General features: G+C 71.9%; 21 protein-coding genes, 1 tRNA gene and 1 pseudogene. 12 read left to right on the top strand and 11 right to left on the bottom strand.

Features of this window, described 5'->3' with window-relative positions; all coding sequences use genetic code 11:
* Positions 1-120: 120 nt before the first annotated feature.
* From Pdca_RS01095 to Pdca_RS01050, 9 genes are all read right to left on the bottom strand, one after another.
* On the bottom strand, positions 121-456 hold the full coding sequence (locus Pdca_RS01095; protein ID WP_158092102.1) for a DUF4288 domain-containing protein: 336 nt from the start codon (positions 454-456) through the stop codon (positions 121-123).
* A 900-nt stretch (positions 457-1,356) separates the two neighbouring features.
* A complete protein-coding gene (locus Pdca_RS01090) occupies positions 1,357-1,713 on the bottom strand; it encodes a cation:proton antiporter (protein ID WP_085911948.1) in 357 nt (118 codons plus the stop codon).
* Positions 1,710-1,967 carry an MrpF/PhaF family protein gene (locus Pdca_RS01085; protein WP_085911949.1) on the bottom strand — a complete coding sequence of 86 codons (258 nt, stop codon included), beginning with the start codon at positions 1,965-1,967 and terminating at the stop codon, positions 1,710-1,712. The genes Pdca_RS01090 and Pdca_RS01085 overlap by 4 nt, the downstream gene beginning before the upstream one ends.
* Entirely contained in the window at positions 1,964-2,323 is a 360-nt protein-coding gene (locus Pdca_RS01080; protein ID WP_085911950.1) for a Na+/H+ antiporter subunit E, read from the bottom strand. Before Pdca_RS01080 ends, Pdca_RS01085 begins: the two co-directional genes overlap by 4 nt.
* Positions 2,320-3,831 (bottom strand): monovalent cation/H+ antiporter subunit D family protein, encoded by a 1,512-nt coding sequence (locus Pdca_RS01075; RefSeq protein ID WP_085911951.1) that lies wholly within the window; start codon positions 3,829-3,831, stop codon positions 2,320-2,322. The genes Pdca_RS01080 and Pdca_RS01075 overlap by 4 nt, the downstream gene beginning before the upstream one ends.
* Positions 3,828-4,166 (bottom strand): sodium:proton antiporter, encoded by a 339-nt coding sequence (locus Pdca_RS01070; protein ID WP_085911952.1) that lies wholly within the window; start codon positions 4,164-4,166, stop codon positions 3,828-3,830. Before Pdca_RS01070 ends, Pdca_RS01075 begins: the two co-directional genes overlap by 4 nt.
* Entirely contained in the window at positions 4,151-6,955 is a 2,805-nt protein-coding gene (gene mbhE, locus Pdca_RS01065; RefSeq protein WP_197719887.1) for a hydrogen gas-evolving membrane-bound hydrogenase subunit E, read from the bottom strand. Before mbhE ends, Pdca_RS01070 begins: the two co-directional genes overlap by 16 nt.
* Positions 6,956-7,584: 629 nt before the next feature.
* Positions 7,585-9,045, bottom strand: coding sequence for a helix-turn-helix domain-containing protein (locus Pdca_RS01055; protein WP_085911953.1), 1,461 nt, complete (start codon positions 9,043-9,045; stop codon positions 7,585-7,587).
* Positions 9,046-9,204: 159 nt separating this feature from the next.
* On the bottom strand, positions 9,205-9,609 hold the full coding sequence (locus tag Pdca_RS01050) for a GntR family transcriptional regulator (RefSeq protein ID WP_075300299.1): 405 nt from the start codon (positions 9,607-9,609) through the stop codon (positions 9,205-9,207).
* 370 nt (positions 9,610-9,979) lie between these two features.
* Between Pdca_RS01050 and Pdca_RS01045 the strand changes: the two genes are divergently transcribed.
* The 9 genes and pseudogenes from Pdca_RS01045 to Pdca_RS36600 all read left to right on the top strand — a co-directional run bounded on the left by Pdca_RS01045 (position 9,980) and on the right by Pdca_RS36600 (position 18,099).
* Entirely contained in the window at positions 9,980-10,585 is a 606-nt protein-coding gene (locus tag Pdca_RS01045; protein WP_085911954.1) for a hypothetical protein, read from the top strand.
* Complete coding sequence (locus Pdca_RS01040; protein ID WP_085911955.1) at positions 10,582-10,887, top strand: hypothetical protein; 306 nt, start codon at positions 10,582-10,584, stop codon at positions 10,885-10,887. The genes Pdca_RS01045 and Pdca_RS01040 overlap by 4 nt, the downstream gene beginning before the upstream one ends.
* 14 nt (positions 10,888-10,901) lie before the next feature.
* A complete protein-coding gene (locus Pdca_RS01035; RefSeq protein WP_085911956.1) occupies positions 10,902-11,804 on the top strand; it encodes a hypothetical protein in 903 nt (300 codons plus the stop codon).
* Positions 11,804-14,035 (top strand): FtsK/SpoIIIE domain-containing protein, encoded by a 2,232-nt coding sequence (locus tag Pdca_RS01030; protein ID WP_085911957.1) that lies wholly within the window; start codon positions 11,804-11,806, stop codon positions 14,033-14,035. Before Pdca_RS01035 ends, Pdca_RS01030 begins: the two co-directional genes overlap by 1 nt.
* A 199-nt stretch (positions 14,036-14,234) precedes the next feature.
* On the top strand, positions 14,235-15,182 hold the full coding sequence (locus Pdca_RS01025; protein ID WP_085911958.1) for a bifunctional DNA primase/polymerase: 948 nt from the start codon (positions 14,235-14,237) through the stop codon (positions 15,180-15,182).
* Complete coding sequence (locus Pdca_RS01020; RefSeq protein WP_085911959.1) at positions 15,179-16,549, top strand: DUF3631 domain-containing protein; 1,371 nt, start codon at positions 15,179-15,181, stop codon at positions 16,547-16,549. Before Pdca_RS01025 ends, Pdca_RS01020 begins: the two co-directional genes overlap by 4 nt.
* The gene (locus tag Pdca_RS01015; protein WP_085911960.1) at positions 16,546-16,833 is read left to right on the top strand and encodes a helix-turn-helix domain-containing protein; all 288 of its coding nucleotides are present in this window, start codon (positions 16,546-16,548) and stop codon (positions 16,831-16,833) included. Before Pdca_RS01020 ends, Pdca_RS01015 begins: the two co-directional genes overlap by 4 nt.
* Before the next feature lie 11 nt (positions 16,834-16,844).
* Positions 16,845-17,186, top strand: a pseudogene (locus tag Pdca_RS37720) (site-specific integrase); the annotation flags it as partial.
* Positions 17,187-17,307: 121 nt separating this feature from the next.
* On the top strand, positions 17,308-18,099 hold the full coding sequence (locus Pdca_RS36600; RefSeq protein ID WP_232021355.1) for a tyrosine-type recombinase/integrase: 792 nt from the start codon (positions 17,308-17,310) through the stop codon (positions 18,097-18,099).
* Positions 18,100-18,186: 87 nt separating this feature from the next.
* On the opposite strand, the gene Pdca_RS01005 is transcribed toward Pdca_RS36600, so the two are convergent.
* Positions 18,187-18,272, bottom strand: a tRNA-Ser gene (locus tag Pdca_RS01005).
* A gap of 116 nt (positions 18,273-18,388) precedes the next feature.
* On the opposite strand from Pdca_RS01005, the gene ypfJ reads away from it, so the two are divergent.
* Positions 18,389-19,327: a KPN_02809 family neutral zinc metallopeptidase gene (gene ypfJ / locus Pdca_RS01000; RefSeq protein ID WP_085911961.1), complete on the top strand. Its 939-nt coding sequence runs from the start codon at positions 18,389-18,391 to the stop codon at positions 19,325-19,327.
* A gap of 27 nt (positions 19,328-19,354) precedes the next feature.
* On the opposite strand, the gene Pdca_RS00995 is transcribed toward ypfJ, so the two are convergent.
* The gene (locus tag Pdca_RS00995) at positions 19,355-20,044 is read right to left on the bottom strand and encodes a GNAT family N-acetyltransferase (protein ID WP_085911962.1); all 690 of its coding nucleotides are present in this window, start codon (positions 20,042-20,044) and stop codon (positions 19,355-19,357) included.
* A gap of 55 nt (positions 20,045-20,099) precedes the next feature.
* On the opposite strand from Pdca_RS00995, the gene Pdca_RS00990 reads away from it, so the two are divergent.
* Entirely contained in the window at positions 20,100-21,092 is a 993-nt protein-coding gene (locus Pdca_RS00990) for an NAD(P)H-quinone oxidoreductase (protein ID WP_085911963.1), read from the top strand.
* A 34-nt stretch (positions 21,093-21,126) separates the two neighbouring features.
* A complete protein-coding gene (locus Pdca_RS00985) occupies positions 21,127-21,684 on the top strand; it encodes a bacterial proteasome activator family protein (RefSeq protein WP_085911964.1) in 558 nt (185 codons plus the stop codon).
* The last annotated feature ends 48 nt before the right edge of the window (positions 21,685-21,732 follow it).

Genomic DNA, 21,732 nt, shown 5'->3' with positions numbered 1-21,732 from the left:
TGCATCACGCCTCCCGACGGGCTGACCAGTGGACTTCCCGCGCGGACAGTCACCAGGTAGGGGTCACGGTGGGGTGATGGCGCAGCGACCTTCAGGGGCCGGGGCGATCAGGACCGCCCTTCACAGGGCTTCGCCGTCGAGAAGGGGGTCGAACCTGCGGTAGGAGGTCAGATCCCGGAAGTGACGGCTGTACAGGTCGGCGGGCGAGGTATCGGTCTCGTCCAAGGCGGGTGCTACGTCGACAACCTCCAGCAGGCGGTCCTTGATCTCCTCCCCTGCTTGATTCATGTGGGAGATCTCGGCGGCGCGGCCGTGTCGTTCTGCGCGGTCGCGTGCGCTGCGCAGGGACCGGGCCCGCAACGTGACGATGTCCTCGCGGTAGAGCGGCCGGTGGTCCGGCGCAGATGACGTCGACTCGAACAGGAGGATGGCGACGTACAGCGTTTCGGTGGCCATGTCCGCATCGTCGTCCTGCGTCGGCCGGTCCGCCTCGGGCCGATCCCGGAGGCGCACCCGGGACCGGCTCAGCGTCGTTGCCGCACCTTCGGGCGTTCCGGGGTGCGGTTTTCCCGCGTTTCGAGCTGGCCTGCGGCGAGGTCGACGACGATCACGCGGACCGGTCATGATCGCCGATCACGCCTCTGACCTGTGGCGGAAGCGGGGGGATTCGAACCCCCGGTCCTTTCGGACGCTCGCTTTCAAGGACTGCACACTACTGTTCAGCCAGCCTCGTCTCGCAGCCCCACATCACAATCGTCGTTTGCCCCACCTCCAACCATCGGGGGCGAGCACCGACGACTGCAACCACGAATGCAACCGATGCCAGGATGAGTGACGTTGCTCGGTCCAGCCCGAGTGATATCCATGCCGTGGAGCCGCTGCCGGAGTCCGCCGCGTAGAGACCTGAGCCTCGCCTACTCAAGCGGGCAGGCGACCCGATCGTCGGGCCATCTCCGCGCGGGACGTGCGCGGCGAGCGGGGGCGGTCGCCGCAGCATAGACATCGACGCGACTTATGCCGAGGCTCGGGACCAGCGTGGCCGACCTGCACCTCGGGCAGGTCAAGACCGACGCACTGTCATCGCGCATGGCGACGTTGAGTTCACCCTCGTTCACCCCACGGCAGAGAAGTCCGAGGGGCAACCGCTCATCGCCCGCGCCTGACCCGTTGGCTCGCTGATCACATCACAGTCGGGGATCTCTCTCGTCGCCACGAGGCCGATGAGGAGTCCGGAGTCTGACGAGGAGCCCGGGCCGATCCACACGCGCATCGCTGCAGCGAGCAGTGCGACGAGCAGTACCGCGGCGAGGAGGACGAGTGGCCCGCCGTTGTGCGACCACCAGGACGGTTGTCGTCTCAGCATGGCGGGTCCTCCGTGGCTGAGGCTGGGCCCCGTGCCTCAGGAATGTCGGTATCGGGTCGGAACGGGTGGTCGGTGAGCACGGCCGAGCGGGCGACCATGATCCCGCCCACCGCGGCGGTGACGATCTGCAGGACGACCGCCAGCAGCGCCTTCACGACGTCGGCGACCCCCGGCGCCACGAGCACCGACCCGACGATCACCAGGCTGATGCCGACGCCGGTGGCGGTGGCGACCGAGGAGGCCCGCATGTACACGTCGCCGAAGCGGAGAAGCCCGACCGCGGCGAGCAGCAGCGTGAGCCCCCCGGCGACGGCGACGACCTGTCCGAGGACGGCGAGGATCCCGCTCATCGGCCACCTCCGGTCAGGGCGCGGGCGAACGACACGGCGGCCAGAAACGCGACCATGGTCGCGACGAGCACGAGATCGAAGGTCGACGTGCTGCCCGAGCGGACACCACCGAGCGCGATCAGGCCGACCACGGTGACGGTGAGCAGCTCGGCGCCGATGACCCGGGAGCCGCTGTCCGGACCGCGCACGATCCGCACCACGGCGATCAGTGCGGCCAGCCCGCAGCAGGCGAGTGCGATGTCGAGGCCGATCACGTCGGCACCCCCCTCCGCAGCGGACCGAACGCCCGCAGCATGCGGGCCTCCATGTCGCGCAGCTCCGCCAACGCGGTCTCGGCGTCGTCGTGGTACATCGAGTGGACGAGCAGCTCGTGGTGGCCGTCGACGACACCGAGGGTCAGGGTCCCCGGCGTCAGCGTGATCAGCGCACCCATAACCGCGGCCCGGGAGCCGGTCTCGGAGGCGAGCGGCAGCCGGAGCACCCGCGGCGTCGCGGACGAGCCCGGGGTGAGGACGTCGACCAGCACGTCCCGGCAGCAGATCAGGACCTGGCCGGCGAACCACAGGCCGAACACGAACACGTACGGCACCCGGGCGAGGGACCGGATCATCGGAGTACCGCCTCCACGTATCCGCTGGTGTCGAGCAGGCCGGCCGCCGCCGTGGCGGACAGCCCGTACAGCAGCTCGGCGCCGAGCCCGAGGCCGAGGGTGACGGCGGCCAGCGTGAGCGCGGGCAGGGTCAGCCGCAGCCCCACCCGGGGCACCGGGGGAGCCGCGACGGCGGTCCCCCCGCCGCCGGCCGGTTCGCCGTCCTCGTCGGGCCTGCGCACCAGCGAGTTCCAGATCTTGATCATCGACAGCAGGGTGAGCAGGCTGACCACGATCGCGAGGACCGCGGCGGCGACCTGGCCGGCGTCGAGCGCCGCGAGGATCAGGGTCAGCTTCGCCACGAACCCGGAGAACGGCGGGATCCCGGCCAGGGACAGGGCGGCCACCCCGAACGCGGCGACCAGCAGCGGGTCGCGCCGGGCGACGCCGCGGATCCCGTCCAGCGCGCCGGTCCCGTGGCGCTCCTCGACCGCGCCGGTGGAGAGGAATAGCGACGCTTTGACGATCATGTGATGCAGCAGGTAGAAGATTCCCGCCGCCAGCCCGAGCGGGGTGAACAGGGCGACGCCGAGCAGGATGTAGCCGATCTGGCTGACCATGTGGAAGGCCAGGATCGAACGCATCGTGTTCTCGCCGACCGCGCCGAGGACGCCGACCAGCATCGTCGCGGAGAACAGCAGGACACCGATCCAGAGCCAGCGCGTCTCGCCGTCGAACACGACCGCGTAGATCCGGTAGATCGCGTAGATCGCGACCTTGGTGTGCAGCCCGGAGAACAGCGCCGTGACGGCCGGTGAGGTCGAGGGGTAGGCCCGGGCGAGCCAGCCGTGCACGGGAACGACCGCGGCCTTCATCGACAGCGCGGCCAGGCAGACGCCCACCGCCGCCGCGACGGTCCCGGACTCCTGCGCCGCCCCGGCGAGCTCGGCGAGGTTGACCGTGCCCGCACTGCCGTAGACGAGCGCGACACCGGCGAGGAAGACGGTGGAGACGAACAGGTTGAACGCGACGTAGAGCCGGGTGCCGCTGACCGAGCGCATCGTCCCCTGCCTGCGGTGGGCGAGCACCAGCAGCCCGTACGACGGCAGGAGCATGACCTCGATGAAGACGAAGAGGTTGAACAGGTCCGCGGTCAGCAGGGCCCCGTTGACCCCACCGAGCAGCGCCAGGACCAGGGGCGGGAATAGCCGCGCCGCCCCCGGTCCGGTCATCAGCCCGAAGGCGGTGCAGACCAGTGCCAGCAGTCCGGTCACGGCGAGCATCAGCGACGACAGCGCGTCCGCGACGAACGGGATCGCGATCCCGCCCGGCCAGGCCCCGACCGGCTCGGCGAGCACTGCGCCACCGGAGGTGGCGACGACCAGCGCGATCCCGGCGGCGAGGTTCGCGCCGAGCAGCCCGAGCAGCACCGCGCGTGCCCACGGCGCACCGGCCCTGGCCGGTGCGGTGAGCCCTGCGGCACCCAGCGGCAGCCCGACGAGCAGCGGGAGGAGGGCAGCGGTCGTCATCGGACAGGCTCCGATCGCCCGGCCGGACGTTCCCGGTCGGCCGTGTCGTCGCCGGCCCGCCCGGTCACGGCGAGCACGAGCATGACCACGGTGATCGCGAACGCGATCACGATCGCGGTCAGCACGAACGCCTGTGGCAGCGGGTCGGCCGCCGCGGCCGGGTCGGTGCCCTCCAGGGGCTCGCCGCGGCGCTGGATCCCGCCGGAGGCGAACAGCAGCAGGTTGACGGCGTGGCCGAGCATCAGGAAGCCGAGCACCGCACGCAGGTAGCTGCGGTCGAGCATGAGGTAGGCGGCTCCTGCGACGAGGAGACCGATCGTCAGGGCGAGGACCATCGCGAGGCCTCCTCGGACGCGTGGTCCTGTGCGGACCGTTCGGTCGGGGGATCGGGATCCGGCTCGTCGGCCGGCGGCGACCCGAGCAGGTTCAGTCCGGCGACCACCACTCCCAGGACCGCCAAGTACACCCCGACGTCGAACACCAGCGCGGTCGAGAGGTGGACACCGAGGACGTCGGCGTGCAGCGGCCGCAGGAACGAGCCGTCGAGCAGCCCGAGCAGCCCGGTCGCCGCCGCGACGACCGCCCCCATCCCGGCCACCAGCAGGAACGGCAGCCGGACCCGGCCGGTGGTGTCGGACGGTGCCGCGAGGTAGGCCAGCACCAGCGCCGATGCGCCGACGAGAGCGCCGATGAACCCGCCCCCGGGGGCGTTGTGCCCGCGCAGCAGCACGTAGACCGACGCGAGAAGCAGGAACGGGACGAGCACCTTCGCCGCCGTGCGCAGGAAGATCGCGTTCGCCCGTGGATCGACCACCGGGGCGGCCGGACGGGCGGGCACCTGCAACGGCTGCGAGCGGCGTGCGTCGAGCAGCGCCGTCATCACCAGGGCGGCCAGCGCGAGCACCACGAGCTCGCCGAACGTGTCGAGCGCCCGGAAGTCGACCAGGATCGTGTTGACGACGTTGGAGCCGCCGGTCTGCCCCTCCGCCTCCGCCAGGAACCAGACCGATGCCGCGGACGGGGCCCGCCATCCCGTCATCAACAGCGTCGCGGTCGTCGCGGCGACCCCCGCGCCGACCGCGAGCACGACGCGTGGGACGGCGCGACGGTCCCGGCCGCGAGCCCGGGGGAAGCCACGGGGGAGCCGGCGCAGGATCAACACGATCACGGCCACCGTCAACACCTCGACCAGGAGCTGGGTGAGGGCGACGTCCGCGGCACCGAGTCCGAAGAACCACAGGGCCACCGAGAAGCCGACCACCCCCGCGGCCAGCACCGCGGTGAGCCGGTCGCGGGCGATCAGCACGGCCCCGATCCCGGCAGCCGAGAGCAGCAGCAGGAGCACGTCCGTCGTGCGGGAAGTGTCCGGTGCGGCGGCGATGTCACCGGCCCGCAGCGCGACGGCGGCGGTTCCGCCGACCGCGATCAGCAGGATCGGGACGAGCAGGTGCCGGGCGGGTGCGTCACCGGCGGTCGGGCGGCCGGTCGTGCGGCCGAGGTCGATGATCCCGGCGCGCAGGCGCTGCACCGCGGCGACACCGGTGAACGGCCAGAGCGGACGGTCGAGCAGCCGGTCGACCCGCGCCCGTGCGAGCACCAGCCCAACGCCGGTGGCGACCGCGAGCACGGACACGAGCAGCGCCGGGGCGAGCCCGTGCCACACGTAGAAGCCGTCAACCCCGGCGGGCGGGATCCGGAGCGAGGCCGCCGCGGACGAGGTGAGCAGCGGATCGAGCACTCCGGCCGCCGGTCCGAGCACCGCACCGGCGAGCGCGGTCACCGTGACCGTCCCGGCCATCGCCCGGGCGCCGGCCGCGGGGCGCAGGACGGCGGCCGACCCGAACATGATCGGGACGACCATCCGGGCGCTGTAGGCGACGGTCAGCACCGCGGCCAGACCGAGCCCGACGGCCGCGAGCGTGCCCGGTCCGGTGCCGGCGGACAGCGCGGCGTCGAGCACGTACTCCTTGGAGACGAAGCCCAGGGTGACCGGGATCCCGGCCATGCCGGCCGCGGCGAGAACGATCATCGTCGCGGTCCATGGCATCGCCCGGAACAGGCCGCGCAGCTCACGCAGATCCCGGGTTCCCGCCCGGCGTTCGAGCAGGCCGACCGTCATGAAGCCGGCCGACTTGAACAAGGCGTGCGCCACGACGTGTGCGCTCGCGGCGAGCAGCGCCGTGGGGGTTCCGATGCCGATCACCGCCACCAGTAGGCCGAGTTGGCTCACAGTGGAGTAGGCGAGCAGCTCCTTGAGGTCATGGCGCTGCAGCGCGAACACTCCGCCGAGCAGGGAAGTGACGACTCCGACCGTCACGAGCAGCCATGGCCACACCGGTGCGGCCGCGGCCGCTCCGGAGAACCGCATCAGCAGGTAGATGCCCGCCTTCACCATGGCTGCCGCGTGCAGGTAGGCGCTCACCGGTGCCGGGGCGACCATCGCGTCCGGGAGCCAGGAGTGGAACGGGAACTGCGCCGCCTTCGTCATCGCAGCCACCGCGACGAGCACCGCGACCACCCCGGCGAACACCGGATCGGTTCCCCACGCCGGGTCGGCGAGCGCGACGGACAGCTGCGTCGTGCCGGTCCGCACCACGATCGTGCACACGGCACCGAGCAGGGCGAGCCCGCCGAAGACGGTGATCAGCAGGGTGCGGGCGGCCGGCTGGCGGCCCTTCGGGCCGACCCGCAGGATGAGCAGGTACGAGCAGACTGTCGTGATCTCCCACGCGACGAACAGCAGGACCAGGTCGTCGGCCAGGACCAGGGTCAGCATCGCCGCGGCGAACGCGGTCATCAGCGCGTAGAACCCGCCGGAGCCCCTCCCGGTCAGGTACGACGTCGAGTACGCCATGATCACGGCGCCGATGCCGAGCACGACCAGTGCGAAGAGTGCGCCGAGGCCGTCCATCCGCAGTCGCAGCATCACCTCGAGGGCCGGGATCCAGGGGAGCACCTCGTCCACCGGTTCCGGCGACGAGGCAGGACCGGCGGCGACCACGACGGTGAGCGCGCCCAGCACGGCGGCAGCCACCCAGCCGGTACGTGGTCCGAGCCGTACCGCCAGCACCGGCACGAGCAACACCAGTACCCACGCTGTGACGAGTACGGGGAGCAACGACACGAATCCTCCTCCCGGGTGTCGGGCGCATGGCGAAACAGACCGTCGAACCGGCCGGTCGTCCGACGGAGACGGGCTCGGATCAGATCACGACCGCGCCCACGCGTGTCCGGTCGCTCCAGGCAGGTTTGCCGAGCGGCGGAGTGGAGCTCAGGCGTCCGGAGCGACGCCTGCCAGCATCGGTCCCCAAGACGTCGGGTGACCGTTGGTACCAGGGTGCGAGACGAGCCACTCCATGGCGCGCAGCACGCATGCGGTGCTCATGGCCCGAGAGTGTAGACGGAGGCATCACGGGACGTGGCAGACGCCCGAGAGGGCCGGCGACGACAAGCTGAGGGACCGAAGTTCGGCACCCACGTCCGCGAACTTGTCTGCCGGGTCGCCCGGACCCCACCGCAACAGGCCGGGCTGCCGTTCACCACGTGGAGCCTGACCAAGCTGACCGCCCATCTCACCGCGGCGCACCGGGTCGTGATCAACACCGACACCGTGCACCGGATCCTGTGCGCCGCGGGGTGCGTTGGCAGGCCACCAAGACCTGGAAGGTCAGCCGCGACCCCGAGTTCCGGGCCAAATACGCCGAACCGAAGATTCGACACCATGATCCACAGTCTTGATGAACCATCCACTCCTCAACGAAGGAGCGTCTCCCTAGCATCGAACGCGCGCCGCAGAATACAGCTCCCCGGCGAAGCAACCGGTTCATCTTGCAATAAACGCCCCACGTTCGCCTCATCGAACCGGAGTCCGTCAGTCACGTTGACGACGTCCGACGAGCTGACAAGTGAGCCCTCCGAGTTGACTGAGACGGCCTCCCCGAATAGCTCGTCGAACGCGTCGTCGTCGAACACGACGACGGTCAGGATCGTCGCTGTCAGGGTGAGCGTGTCGAGCCCGACCCCGAAGCAATACGGCGTCACCCGCCCATCCTGCCGCGCTCGCTCCATGTCCCTGTAAAGCTGCCAGCCCTCGTAGACCAGTGGCTCACCGGAACTACCGTCACGCTCCGGGTCACCGAGGATCTCCTCGCTGTACTCGCGCACCATGCTGCGCCAGAGGCTGAAGTCGTTCTCGCGGTCGTGGGTGGCGACGGTCGACGGCTGGAACTCCCCTGCCGGAATGAGTCCGTAGATGCCGGCCGATGTGGCGACCTTGGCCGGGTCGCGCCAGTGCAGCAGGAACGTGGCCTCGCCGGTCTCCCGGTTGCGGCGGAGCGTGAGTGTCTCGATGGCCGGGATGATGTAGCGCCGTTCGAGGTCGAAGGGGTCCCCGATGAGCGCCCGCAACGGCAGCTCGCTCCAGTCGAGCTTCTTCCCGGCGCGCTCGGCGGCGACCGCCATCTCGTGGGCGATGGCTTCGGCGAGGTCGAGTTTGTCGAAGTAGGCGGCGAGCCCGAACGTCATGCGTGGGTCGTCGCGGAGGTCGACGTCAAGGAGGCGGTAGCTGGTGCGGTTCTCGAACAGCTTCGGCGGGTCGAGGTAGCGCACGGCTGAGGTGTAGCGCGGGAATGACTTCCCCGGTGCCCTCAGCGGCAACGTGGCCGCTGCCTCCGGCTCGCTGCCGGTGATGCTGACCGGGGGCGGGTTGTCGCTCCACTCCAGGCGGATGTCGTCGAGCGGGATCGGACGCTCCGGCGTCCACTGCGGCAGCGCCAGGAACGTCAGGTCCCCGACCCGGACGTCGGGTTGGTAGAGGTCGGCGGCCCGCTGGGCCAGCTCCCGGCGGGACCGGTTGAGCGCACGGCGCGTCCGGCGCCACTTCTCCTGGCTCACCGCGACCGGGTCGACGTCGCCGACCAACCGCGAGTCCGACGGCTCGGCCACGGGCCGCAGCAGCTCGTCCGACAGTCCGAGACGGGCCGGCGAGATGTTGAGCTGCTGGGCGATGCGCAACAGCATCTCGATGTCGGTAACCCGGCGCTTGCCTGTCTCGATCTTGGAAACGTAGGACTGATCCAGGTGCAGCAGTTGGGCCAGGTCGGCCTGGTTGATCTTGTTGGCGCGGCGGTACTCGCGCAGGACTTCGCCGAGCAGGTCGGTGTTCAGTTCCAGCTCCGATGACGCGGGGGACGACAGCCACGGCTCGTCTGGCACGAGAATTCTCCGCCTTCCTCTCGGGCGCTGGCCCCGCGGACACGGGCTCCGACCAGTGCTTATGCCTGGTAGTCCTAGCAGGTCACGGGGTAGGTCAGAGGGTCCTTGGACTCATTTGTCCGGAGACTCGATTCTCGGTTCATGGCACCGAGACGAGCACTACGAACCCGAGTCCGAACCAGACGCCGGCGCCCGGTCGAGCATCTCGCCGATGGCCCGTTCGACGTCGTTGAGCGTGGCCTTGGCCCGGCGGACCTGGTCGCGCAGCGCGGCGAGTTCGAGCCGGTCCGCCGCGGTGGTCCGGGTCGCCCCGGCCGGCTCGTCGGCGACGAACGCGCCGCTGCTGGGTCGCACGACGGCCCGGCCGGACGCGACGAGGAGCCGGACAGCCGCCTGTGCGGTGTTCACGGCGATGTCGTGGTCGGTCGCGATCTGCCGGTAGGAGGGCAGCCGCTCCCCCGGCCCGTAGGTGCCGGCGTCGATGTCACGGGCGAGCAGCTCGGCGACGCGGTGGCTCGCGTGGCGCGGCTCGGCGTCGTCGGGCTCGGAGTCGGGCGCAGCCATGCCGGCGAGGCTACTCGCCGTCTCAAGACGGCGGTTGACGTTGCGACGGTCGCGCCTTACCGTCGCAACCACAGCAACCGTATTAAGACGGATCGGAGCGTCATGCACACGGATCGACACGACACCGCCGAGCTGGACGACTGCACCGTGCCCCTGGCCGACGAGCAGCGCGATGTGCTGCACGAGTTCTGGGACCGCGTCATCGCTGAGGAGTGGGGCCCGGCCCCGGTCCCGCGGCCGGCGCCGGTGGACGGGGCGTTGGTGGAGCTGGCCGAGCGCCGGCGCCGTCGCAGCACCCGCCGGGCCATGACCCGGATGACCCGCGCTGCGCAGTCACCGCGACCGCGCCGAGCTACGGGGGTGAGGCGGCGTGATCGCGCTGCGGATCACCGTCGGCTGCGACGACTGCGCGATCGCCCTGGCCGGTACCGATCAGGTTCGGACAACGACCGATGGACTGGCGGCGGCCCGCACGGCCGGCTGGGTGGTCCGGCTGTCCGGCCGGCTGCTGTGCCCGGCCTGTGCCGACCCGGCGCTGTGCCGACTGATCGGTCACGACTTCGGCCCCGCCCCGGTGTGGCGGGCGTGCGCCTGCGACGGCTCGGTGTGGGAGCACTCGACCTGCGAGCCGTGGCAGGACCCGACCTCGTGGGAGGGCTGCGGGTGGGAGTGGCGGACGTGCCGACGCTGCGACCACGTCGACGACCGGCACGTGACCCAGGCCGACGCGGCATCGCGACGAGCCGACGGGCGCGCGGCCGACGCCTACATCGCCGCGCTCGAACGAGGCGAGCTGCGCCCGCAACCGGCACGCCGCAACGGGAACCGCAGTGAGCACCAGCCCGGCGACGGGATCTTGGCGGATGTAGCCGCCGGGCTGGCTCTCCCCCACCAGCAGAACGCACGTGAGGAGACCGCGATGGTAGAGCCGAACCGGCCCCGGCCCGCCACCCCGGCCGGGGGTGAGCAGCGATGAACGGGCAGACGATCGCCGTCGCGCTCGGCGTCCTGGCCGGGCTGGTCCTGATGTGGTCGTGGGCGGCCGGCGCACGCGCCGGGCGCAAGGTGCAGAAGTCGATCCACCACGCCGGCCGTACCGGCAACAACGCCGCCCGAATCCTGGCCACCGCCGCGGTGGTGGTCGGGGTGCAGTGGGCGATCGTGAAGCTCTCGGCCGACCCGGTCGCGTGGGTCATCGTGCTCGGTGTCCCGGCGTTGATCGCCGGGGTGACCGTGGCGCGGATGCTCGCCGGCCCCGACGACGTCGTCCGCGTCTAGTCGCGGGGTGTCCGGTGAGCGCCGCGGTGGAGCGCCTCGCCGATCAGGCCGCGGATGCGGCTCGGGTGCGGGCCCTGACGACCGATCCGGACGTGATCGCGCTGCGGGTCGAGCGGGTGCGTGCGCAGGTGGACGGGCTGCTGTGGGCCGGGATCGTCCTCGGTCTGGCGTTCACGATGGTCAACGTCCAGAGCTTCGCCGCCGCCGGTGCCCCGGCGTGGTCGGCCGCGTGGTGGGTCGCGTGGCTGCTGGACCCGATGGTGTCGCTGGTGCTGCTCGCGGTGCTGCGCGCCGAGCAGGTCACCGCCCGCTACCAGGTCGCGTTGCCGACCTGGGCACGGCGGACGAAGTGGCTGACTTTCGCCGCCACCTACGTCATGAACACCTGGACCTCGTGGGGCCTGGGCGACGCGCCGTTCTCCGCTGCCGGGGTGGTGCTGCACTCGGTGCCGCCGCTGGTGGTGTTCGCGACCGCCGAGACCGGCCCAGTCCTGCGTGACCGGCTCACCGAGGCGGTGCACCGCGCGGTGGCCGCCGGGCCGGCGCCGACCGCCGAGCAGACTCCGGTGGTTCACGACCCGGTCGAGCCGGTCGTTCACGAGCCGGCCGCCGAGCCCGCTCCGCGAATCGCGGCGGCACCGGTCCGGGCACCGCGTGGCGGTGGCCGACGGAAGGCGGCGGCCCGGCCGCGTCGGCTGCTGGCCGACTACGTCCGTGCCGCGTCCGAAGCGCTCGACACCGCCCGGGACGCCGGTGAGCAGGTCGACGTCACGCCGGCGTGGTGCCGGCAGGTGACGGGCTGCTCGGCCGGCACCAGCGTCAAGGTCGCCGCCGCCCTGCGCGCTGCGCCCGCCTCGATCGACTCCGCTCGTTCCCGCGACAGCCGGCCGTCGGCCGGCGAGGAGGTGGCTGCGTGATGACCGACCACCCGCACACCCCGAACCCCGACCAGCAGACCCAGGCGACCGTTCACGAGCCCGCGCCCGACACCGTTCACGACGGGACCGGCGCCCGGGTGCTGAACTTCCGCCCGCGTTCGGCCGACCCTGTCGAGCGCTCGGACCGCCCGACGGTGGTCGACGGCGAGATCGTCGACAGCACCGACGTGCAGCACGTCGCGGTGGACCCTCCCGCAGGCACGGACGTGGCGCTGCCGTGGCGCCGTGAGGTGTCCCGCCGCCCGGTCGTGGAACCGTGGCTGCGCAGCCGGGAGGACATCGCGGCCGCCGCCCGCTGGGCCGCCGGATGGGCGTGGCACTCCACCGGGTTCCACACCGTCCGAGCGCCCCTCTACGCCGCCCGCCTCACGGCCCGCGCCCCGCGCGGCGCGGTGACCGCGGTCGCCGGCGCCGCTCGGTGGGCCGGCGACGCCGAGTCCCGACCCTTGCGGGAGCAGGCCATCCGCTCCGGTGAGCCGGACCAGTACCTGCGTCTGACCGCCGCTCGCGCCGAGCGGATCGCGGTCCGGCGCCGGCTGCTCGCCGCCGCGGTGCTCGGCGGGGCCGGTGCCCTGGTGGCGCTGTGGACCTTCGCGCCGCCGTGGCTGCTCGCCGTCCTGGCGGTCGCCGGGGTGCTGGTGCTCGGCTGGGTCGGGTCGCCGGCCGACAAGCCGGTCACCGGGCGGTCGGTGGTCACATATGGGCCGACGCGGCTCACCTCGGAGATGGTCGTGCGAGCCCTGGGCGCGCTCGGTCTGGGTGAGATGAACAAGGCGCTCGCGAAGGGGCCGAACGGGATCACGTTTCCCGCGCCGATCACCCGTGACGGGCCGGGCTGGCGCGCGGACGTCGACCTGCCGTTCGGGGTGACGGTGACCGACATCGTCGAGCGCCGGGACCGGCTCGCCTCCGGCCTGCGTCGCCCGCTGGGCTGCGTGTGGCCCGAGCCCGCGTACGACGCCCACGCCGGCCGTCTCGTGCTGTGGGTGGGCGACCAGGACATGAGCCAGGCCAAGCCGCGCCCGTGGCCGCTCGCCGCGCACGGCGAGGTGGACCTGTTCAAGCCGGTGCCGTTCGGTGCCGACCAGCGCGGCCGGTCGGTGTCGCTGCTGCTGATGTTCTCGAACGTCCTGATCGGGGCGATGCCGCGGGTGGGGAAGACGTTCGCGCTGCGGGTGCTGCTGCTGGGCTGCGCTCTGGACCCGACAGCTCAGCTGCGGATCTTCGAGTTGAAGGGCACCGGGGACCTGTCGCCGATGGAGGGGTGCGCGCACCGGTACGCCTCCGGTGCCGACGACGCCACGCTGGAACTGGCGATGGAGTCGCTGCGCGAGCTGTACGCCGAGCTCAACACCCGGGCCACGCGCATCCGGGAGCTGCCGCGGGAGCTGTGCCCGGAGAACAAGGTCACCCCGCAGATCTCCGGGCGCCGTGACCTGGGCCTTCACCCGATCGTCCTGGCGGTCGACGAGTGCCAGGAGCTGTTCTCCCACCCCGACTTCAAGGACGAGGCCGACCGGCTCGCGACCGGCATCATCAAGCGCGGCCCGGCGATGGGGATCATCCTCATCCTCGCCACGCAGCGCCCGGACGCGAAGTCGCTGCCCACCGGGGTCAGCGCGAACGTCGGCACCCGGTTCTGCCTGCGGGTGATGGGCCAGACCGAGAACGACATGGTGCTCGGCACCAGCGCCTACAAGAACGGCATCCGGGCGACCACGTTCACCGCGAAGGACAAGGGCATCGGCTACCTCGTCGGCGCTGCCGACGAGCCGCAGATCGTGCGCTCGGCCTACATCGACGCACCCGCCGCGGAGACCATCGCCGCGCGCGCCCGCGCACTGCGGGAGGCCGCCGGCACCCTGTCCGGCCACGCTGTCGGCGAGACGGTCGAGGAGACCGGCGGGCCGTCGCGGTCCGCGCTCGGCGACGTGGCCGCGGTGTTCGCCCCCGGCGAGGACCGGCTGTGGTCCGACGTCATCGCCGCCCGGCTGGTCGAGCAGTGGCCGACCACCTACACCGGCACCACTCCGGCGACGCTCGCCGCCGCCCTGCGCCCGTACGGGGTCGAGCCCAAGCAGGTGTGGGGCACCGACCCGCAGACCGGCGACGGACGCAACCGGCGCGGCTACCACCGCGACGCCATCACGACCGCGTGGGAGACCGCAGAACGGCGGCGCCGCACCGGCACCGACGATGACACCGAGTAGCAGGCCGGGACGGCGCGGCGGCGGGTGCGACTAGCAGTGAGCCCCGCTAGACCTAGCACCCGCCGCTAGCGCGCCACACCACATCTGATCAGCCCGCTAGCAACCTAGCGCCACCAGGGCGAACACACCCGGAATCCCCTCCACACAGCATCCACGCGGGTGCTGCGGCGCTAGACCCATGCCGAAATCAGGAGCCCGAATGTCGACACAGAGTGACCGTTCCGGCAGTCCCACAGACCGTGCTCGTCTCGCCGGCTGGCTCGACCTCGCCGCCCGCGGCTGGCACCTCTTCCCAGTCCTGCCCGGCCGCAAGCAGCCCGCCATCCCGGCGTGGGAGTCCCGCGCCACCACTCACCCGGAGACCATCGTGGACTACTTCACCGCCCACCCCGACCACAACGCCGGCATCGCCTGCGGCCCCTCCCGGCTCCTGGTCGTCGACTGCGACACCCCCAAGCCGACCGACCCCGACCAGAGCCGCGACGGCGCCGCCGTGCTCGCCGGCCTCGCCGCCGGCCGGGGCGGGCTACCCGACACCTGGACCGTCGCCACACCGTCCGGCGGCCGACACCTGTACTTCCGCGCCCCTACCGATCCCGGGGTCCGGCTCGGCAACACCGCTCGCACGTTGGGACCGATGCTCGACAGTCGCGGGCACGGCGGACAGGTGCTCGCCCCCGGCAGCCGGCTCCCGAACGGCTCCTACGAACTGCTCGACGACACCGACCCGCCCCCTCTGCCGGGGTGGTTGGTCTGGCACCTGTCCGTTCGCCCCGCCACGGCCAACTCAGCGCCGTCTGAGCGGCCCACCACCACGCCGCGCGACGCCGGGGCCTACGTGTCGGCGGTGGTGCGGGCCGAGCTGCAGCGCATCGCTCAGGCCGGGCGTGGGGGCCACAACGCCGCGGTGTTCACCGCCGCCCGTGCCCTCGGACAGCTCGTCGGGGCCGGGGTGCTCGACCACCGCCAGGCCGCCGCGGACCTGACCGCTGCGGCCGGGCACATCGTCGACGGGCCGTGCGACTGCACCGCCGGCGACATCGCCGCCACGATCGCGTCCGGACTCGGCTACGGCGCCCGCCGGCCCCGTCGGCTGCCCACCCTGTCGAGCACTCGCTCCCACGGCGAGGGGCGGCGGTCGGCATGAGCACCACACCCGCCGGCCTGCGCGCCGTCCCGGACCTGCCCGCCATCGCCCCGGCCGAGCTGCTCGACCAGGTCGCCGCGTTCGTCTCCCGGTTCTCGGTGTTCCCCGACCGGCACACCGCCCCGATGCTGGCGCTCTGGTACGCCCACACCCACGCCGTCCAGCACTTCTACACGACCCCGCGCCTCATCCTCGACAGCGCCGAGCCCGGCTCCGGCAAGACCCGTGTCCTGGAAGTGGCGCAGTACCTCGTCCGCAAGCCCGAGATGACCATCTCGATCACCACCGCGGCCATCTTCCGGATGCTCTGCGACGGCCCGGTCACGCTGCTGTTCGACGAGATCGACGCCGTGTTCTCGCCCAAGGGCGGCGGGAACAACGAGGACCTGCGCGGGCTGCTCAACTCCGGATACAAGCGCTCGGCCACCGTGTCCCGCTGCGTCGGCGACGCCTCCCGGATGAAGGTCGAGCGGTTCCCGGTCTTCGCCCCGGTCGCGCTGGCCGGGATCGCCGGGGCGATGCCTGCCACGATCACCACCCGCGCGATCACCGTGCACATGCGCCGCCGCGCCCCGCACGAACGCGCCGAGGCGTTCCGCGAGCGCCGGGTCGACAACGAGGCGACGCCGCTGCGCGAGCAGCTCGCCGCCTGGCTCGACATGGTCGGCGAGGACGAGCTGGTCGGTGCCGAACCGGTCATGCCCGAACAGGTCACCGACCGCGCCGCCGAGGTCTGGGAACCCCTGCTCGCCATCGCCGACCTCGCCGGCGGGCACTGGCCCGACACCGCCCGCGCCGCCGCCATGCACTTCGTCGGGCAGGCCACCGAGACCGGCACGTCGGTCGGGACGCGGCTGCTCGCCGACCTGCGCGCCCTGTTCACCGCCCACGAAGCCGAGCGGATGGCGACCAGCGACATCATCGGCCGGCTCTGCGCCGACGAGGAAGCCGGCTGGGCCGACCTCGACGGCCGCCCTCTCGACGCCCGACGCCTCGCCCGCGAGCTGGCCCGCTACGGCGTCCGCCCCGGCCCGCTGCGCATCGGCGGGCACGTCGCCAAGGGCTACCACGTCGACGGAGCACTCTCCGACGCCTTCGCCCGCTACCTCCCACCCACCACCGAACCCGCCCCGGCAGGTGCGGTTACCACGGTTACGCCGGTTACACCGCAGGTCAGAGGCGTAACCGATCCCGACCGCGTAACCGCACCCACGGTTACACCCCCTGTCGAGCCTCTACCCGACGACCCGCCGGAGCAGATCTCCGTAACCGACGCAGCGGTTACACCCCGCTCAGCGGTTATGCCCCTGACCAGGCACGTAACCGCAGTAACCGATGTAACTGCTACCGACGGGGGTGCCCGATGACCGATGACCGCACCGCGCAGATCGGGCAGCTTCTCGCGCAGCTCGCCACCCTCATGGCCGACCAGCCGGCGCCGCGCGAGCCGGAGGCAACGCCCCGACCCAATCGCGTCCTGCTCACGGTCGGAGAAGCCGCGGACCAGCTCGGCATCGGGAAGACGACCGCGTACGCCTACGTCCGCACAGGCGAGCTGGAATCCGTCCTCATCGGCCGGCTCCGGCGCATCCACGCCGACGCCATCGCCGAGTTCGCCGCCCGACTCGTCGCCAAGCACCGCGCCGCCTGAAAGGACCGGACATGACACGCGACAAGCGCACCCGCAACGCCAACGGCCGGTCCAGCATCTACCTCGGCAGCGACGGATCGTGGCACGGCTACGTCACCGTCGGGACGAAGGACAATGGTCGTTCCGACCGACGTCACGTCCGGGGAAAGACCCAAGCCGCAGTCACCAAGAAGGTCCGGGCGTTGGAGAAGAACCGCGACGCGTGCACGATCGCGCAGCCCGGCACGAACTGGACCGTCGAGAAGTGGCTGATGCACTGGCTGGACACCATCGTGGCGCCGCCCGCGATCAGCCCGAATGCGCACGACGCGTACTCGGCCGCGGTTCGGGTCCACCTCATCCCCGGTATCGGCGCGCACAAGCTGGACAAGCTGCAACCGGAGCACCTCGAACGGCTATATCAGAAGATGATGCGGAACGGAGCCGCCCCCGGCACCGCTCACCAGGTGCACCGGACCGTCCGAACAGCGCTGAATGAGGCCGTCCGGCGTCGGCACGCCACGACCAATCCAGCGCTGCTGGCAAAGGCGCCTCGCATTCGCAGCACCGAGGTCGAGCCGTACACGGTCGACGAGGTGTCCCGGATCCTCCGGGCCGCAGCCGCGGAGCGCGAACGGTGCACGCTGGGCTGTGGCACTGGCACTCGGACTGCGCCAGGGCGAATCTCTCGGGCTCCGCTGGCAGGACGTCGACCTCGTCGACGGATTCATCGTCGTACGGCGGAACCGCCTGCGCCCGAAATGGGCGCACGGCTGCGGAGGAACCTGCGAACGGAAGCAAGCCGGCCGCTGCCCGCAGCGACAGGCGCTCCGACCCGAGACCGCAGAGACGAAATCCGAGGCCGGCCGTCGGGGAATCGGCCTGCCCGATCCGCTGGTGAAGTTGCTGCGCGAGCACGCGAACGAGCAGCACGACGAGAAGAGCCGGGCGGCTGATCTGTGGGTCGACACCGATTACGTGTTCACCACCGAGACCGGTTCCGTTCTGCATCCACGGACCGACACCAAGAAGTGGAAGCAGCTCCTCGTCCGGGCCGCGGTTCCGGAACGTCGCCTGCACGACGCCCGGCACACTGCGGCGACGGTCCTGCTCCTGCTCGGCGTGACCGAGCGGGCCGTCATGGGCGTGATGGGCGTGATGGGCTGGTCGAACACGGCGATGGCTGCGCGCTACCAGCACATCACCTCGGCTGTCCGGCAGGACGTCGCGTCCCGGGTCGGCGGGCTGCTCTGGCAGACGCCCGACGGGCCGCCGACGACCACCTGAGGAGGCGAACCGCAACCGGAACTGCAACCGTCGCGGGTTCCCCAACAGCCGGGAACGCGCGGCGGTTGCGTTCTTGCAGATCAGCGCTGGCGGAAGCGGGGGGATTCGAACCCCCGGTCCTTTCGGACGCTCGCTTTCAAGGCGAGTGCATTCGGCCGCTCTGCCACGCTTCCGCCGGGAAGGCTACCGGTCCCCCCGGACGCGCGGATCCACCCCGACGCGCCGAGCGCCCGTGTGCCGCTGAACGGCGTGTGGTGGGATCTTCCCGACTCGTCAGGGGGAGGTCGACGTGCGGTTCGACGAGAACGCTCGGCTGGACACGTCCGGGGTGGACGACCTGCGTGGATCCGGCGGTGGCCGGGCCGGCGGCGGTGTCGGCGGGCGGGTCGCCGGCGCCGGCGGCGGGCTCGGCATCGTCGGCGTGATCATCTACCTGTTGCTGTCGAACTTCGCGGGCGTCGACCTGGGCGGGATGGCCGCCGGCGGCGGTTACCCGAGCCTGGACCAGGTCGGGTCGGGCCAGACCGCGGACAACTCGTCGTTGCAGCAGAACTGCGCGACCGGGGCGTCCGCGAACGACTCGACGGACTGCCGGATGGTCGCCGTCGTGAACTCGCTGGACGACTTCTGGGCGACCCGGTTCAGCTCCGGGTTCGAGCGGCCGCGGACGAACTTCTTCTCCGGCGGCGTCAGCACCGGCGGCTGCGGGGCGGCGTCGTCGGACAGCGGGCCGTTCTACTGCCCGGCGGACTCGGAGATCTACATCGACCTGACGTTCTTCCGGGACCTGGAGACCCGCTTCGGCGCCCAGGGTGGCCCGTTCTCGCAGGCCTACGTGATGGCCCACGAGTACGGCCACCACATCCAGAACCTGACCGGCGATCTGCAGCGCGCCGGCCGGGAGACCGGGCCGGAGTCCGGTCAGGTCCGGGTCGAGCTGCAGGCCGACTGCTACGCGGGGGTCTGGACGCACCACGCGACGACCGTCCCCGGCGAGTCCGGGCGCCCGTTGATCACCGAGCTGACCCAGGCCGACATCGACGCCGCGCTGGACACCGCGTCCCGGATCGGCGACGACTTCATCCAGGAGAACCTCGGCTCCGGCCGGGTCGACGAGTCCCAGTTCTCGCACGGGAGCTCCCAGCAGCGCGAGCGGTGGTTCACGACCGGCCTGGACAGCGGCGACCCCCGGTCCTGCGACACGTTCTCCGCCCGCGACCTCGGATAGCGCCGAGCGAGGGTGAGCCGGCCGCGCTCACCCCCCGCGCGGCGGCTGTGCTCCGAGGAACCCGGCCAGCTCGTCGGTGTAGCCCCGCACGCCCAGCTCCCACCCGGGCCGGACGAACTCCTCCGGCGTGAGCAGCACCCGGTGCTGCACCGTCCGCACCTCGCGGGCCGAGTTCAGCGACGTCCCGTCGGCGCGGTAGCCGAGGCGGCGCGACACCGCGGCCGAGGCGTCGTTGCCCTCGACGTAGTCCGAGCGGGCGGTCGTCGCCCCGAGGTGGTCGAACGCGAACGCCAGCACGGCGGCCCGCATCTCGGTGCCGTACCCCGTCCCCTGGTAGCTCAGGCCCAGGTAGGAGCCGGTCTCCACGCCGCGCAGCAGACCGAACCGGTCGGCGGTCAGGCTCTGCAACCCGATCACCCGGCCCTCGCTGCGCACCACCAGGTGCAGCGCCCAGGACTCCGGCCCGGTCCGGGCCCGCTCGGACCAGAAGTACTGCACGACCCCACGTCCGAGGTAGCGGGGATCGGCGTCGGTCCACGGCACGGAGAACGGCATCGCCGACGCCGGATGGACGCCCGTCGCGTGCAGCATCGTGACCAGCTCACGCAGCGATCCGTCGTCGTCCGGACGCAGTTCGAGTCGTGGGGTCCGCAGCACCAGCCCGTGCAGCGGCCACGGGTCGGGCACCGGGTCGATCGGTGCGGGAAGCCGGTCCACGACGCGTGACCTTGCCGGATCGCCCCCCGTGGTGCGACGGAATACCGTCGTCCCCATGAAGGCGATCACCTTGGCGGAGTACGGCGGCCCCGAACAGATGACCTGGGCGGAGGTCTCGGATCCCGAGCCGGGGCCCGGCGAGGTGCTGCTCGACGTCGTCGCGTCCGCGGTGAACCGGGCCGACCTGCTCCAGGTGCAGGGGAACTATCCGGTCCCGCCGGGTGCGTCCGACATCCTCGGTCTGGAGTGTTCGGGCCGGATCGCCGCGCTCGGCGACGGCGTCACCGGCTGGAACGTCGGCGACGAGGTGTGCGCGCTGCTGGCCGGCGGCGGCTACGCGCAGAAGGTCGTCGTGCCGGCGGTACAGCTGCTCCCGATCCCGGACGGCGTGTCGATCGAGGACGCCGGCGGGTTGCCCGAGGTGGCCTGCACCGTCCGGTCGAACGTGTTCATGGAGGGCCGGCTCGCCGCCGGCGAGACGTTCCTGATCCAGGGCGGTTCGTCCGGCATCGGGACGCACGCGATCCAGGTGGCGAAGGCGTTCGGCGCCCGCGTCGCGGCGACCGCGGGCACTCCCGACCGGCTGCAGTTCTGCCGTGACCTGGGCGCGGACATCGCCATCGACTACCACGACGACGTCGCCGAGGAGCTGAAGAAGGCGACCGACGGGCGCGGCGCCGACGTCATCCTGGACAACATGGGGGCCAAGGGCCTGGCGAACAACCTGTCCGCGCTGGCCCGCGACGGCCGTCTCATGATCATCGGGATGCAGGGCGGCGTGAAGGCCGAGCTGAACATCGGTGCGCTGCTGGCCAAGCGCGGCCACATCTCCGCGATGGGCCTGCGCGGACGCCCGGTGACCGGCCCGAACTCCAAGGCCGAGATCGTCGAGCAGGTCCGGGAGCAGGTGTGGCCGCTGTTCGGGTCCGGGAGCGTCCGCCCGGTCGTCCACGAGCGGTTCTCGATGGCCGACGCCGCCGATGCGCACCGCAGGCTGGCCGATGGCGGCGTCGTCGGCAAGCTGCTGCTGCTGAACCCGGACGCCTGATCCCCGCTGCGGGGTGTGCACCGAGAGGGCCAGAATGGGGAACATGAGCGACGAGCAGGAGACCCCCGGCGAGCGGGTCGTGGTGGTCGGCGCCGACGGCCGCCCGGTGGGCATGGCGACGATCCCCTCCGGCGACGACGAGGTCGAGCAGCAGAGTCCGGCGAGCATGGTCGAGCAGCCCGCGAAGGTCATGCGGATCGGCACCATGATCAAGCAGCTGCTGGAGGAGGTGAAGGCGGCGCCGCTGGACGAGGCGTCCCGCAGCAGGCTGAAGGAGATCCACGAGAACTCCGTGAAGGAGCTCGAGGACGGGCTCGCCCCGGAGCTCCGCGAGGAGCTGCAGCGGCTCAGCCTGCCGTTCACCGCCGACGAGACGCCGTCGGAGAGCGAGCTGCGGATCGCCCAGGCGCAGCTGGTCGGGTGGCTGGAGGGGCTGTTCCACGGCATCCAGACGGCGCTGTTCGCCCAGCAGATGGCCGCCCGCGCCCAGCTGGAGCAGATGCGCCGCGGACTGCCGCCGGGCGCCGGCGGCGGGCCCGAGCAGGCCGGCGTTCCCGAGGGTCTGGGTCGGGGCACCGGTCAGTACCTCTGAGCTGCGCTTCGCGGTGCCCGGCGGGGGGCTCCCCGGCCGGGCACCGCG

This window comes from Pseudonocardia autotrophica, assembly GCF_003945385.1.
Classification (GTDB): domain Bacteria; phylum Actinomycetota; class Actinomycetes; order Mycobacteriales; family Pseudonocardiaceae; genus Pseudonocardia; species Pseudonocardia autotrophica.
This window is presented reverse-complemented; position numbering and strand designations above follow the sequence as displayed.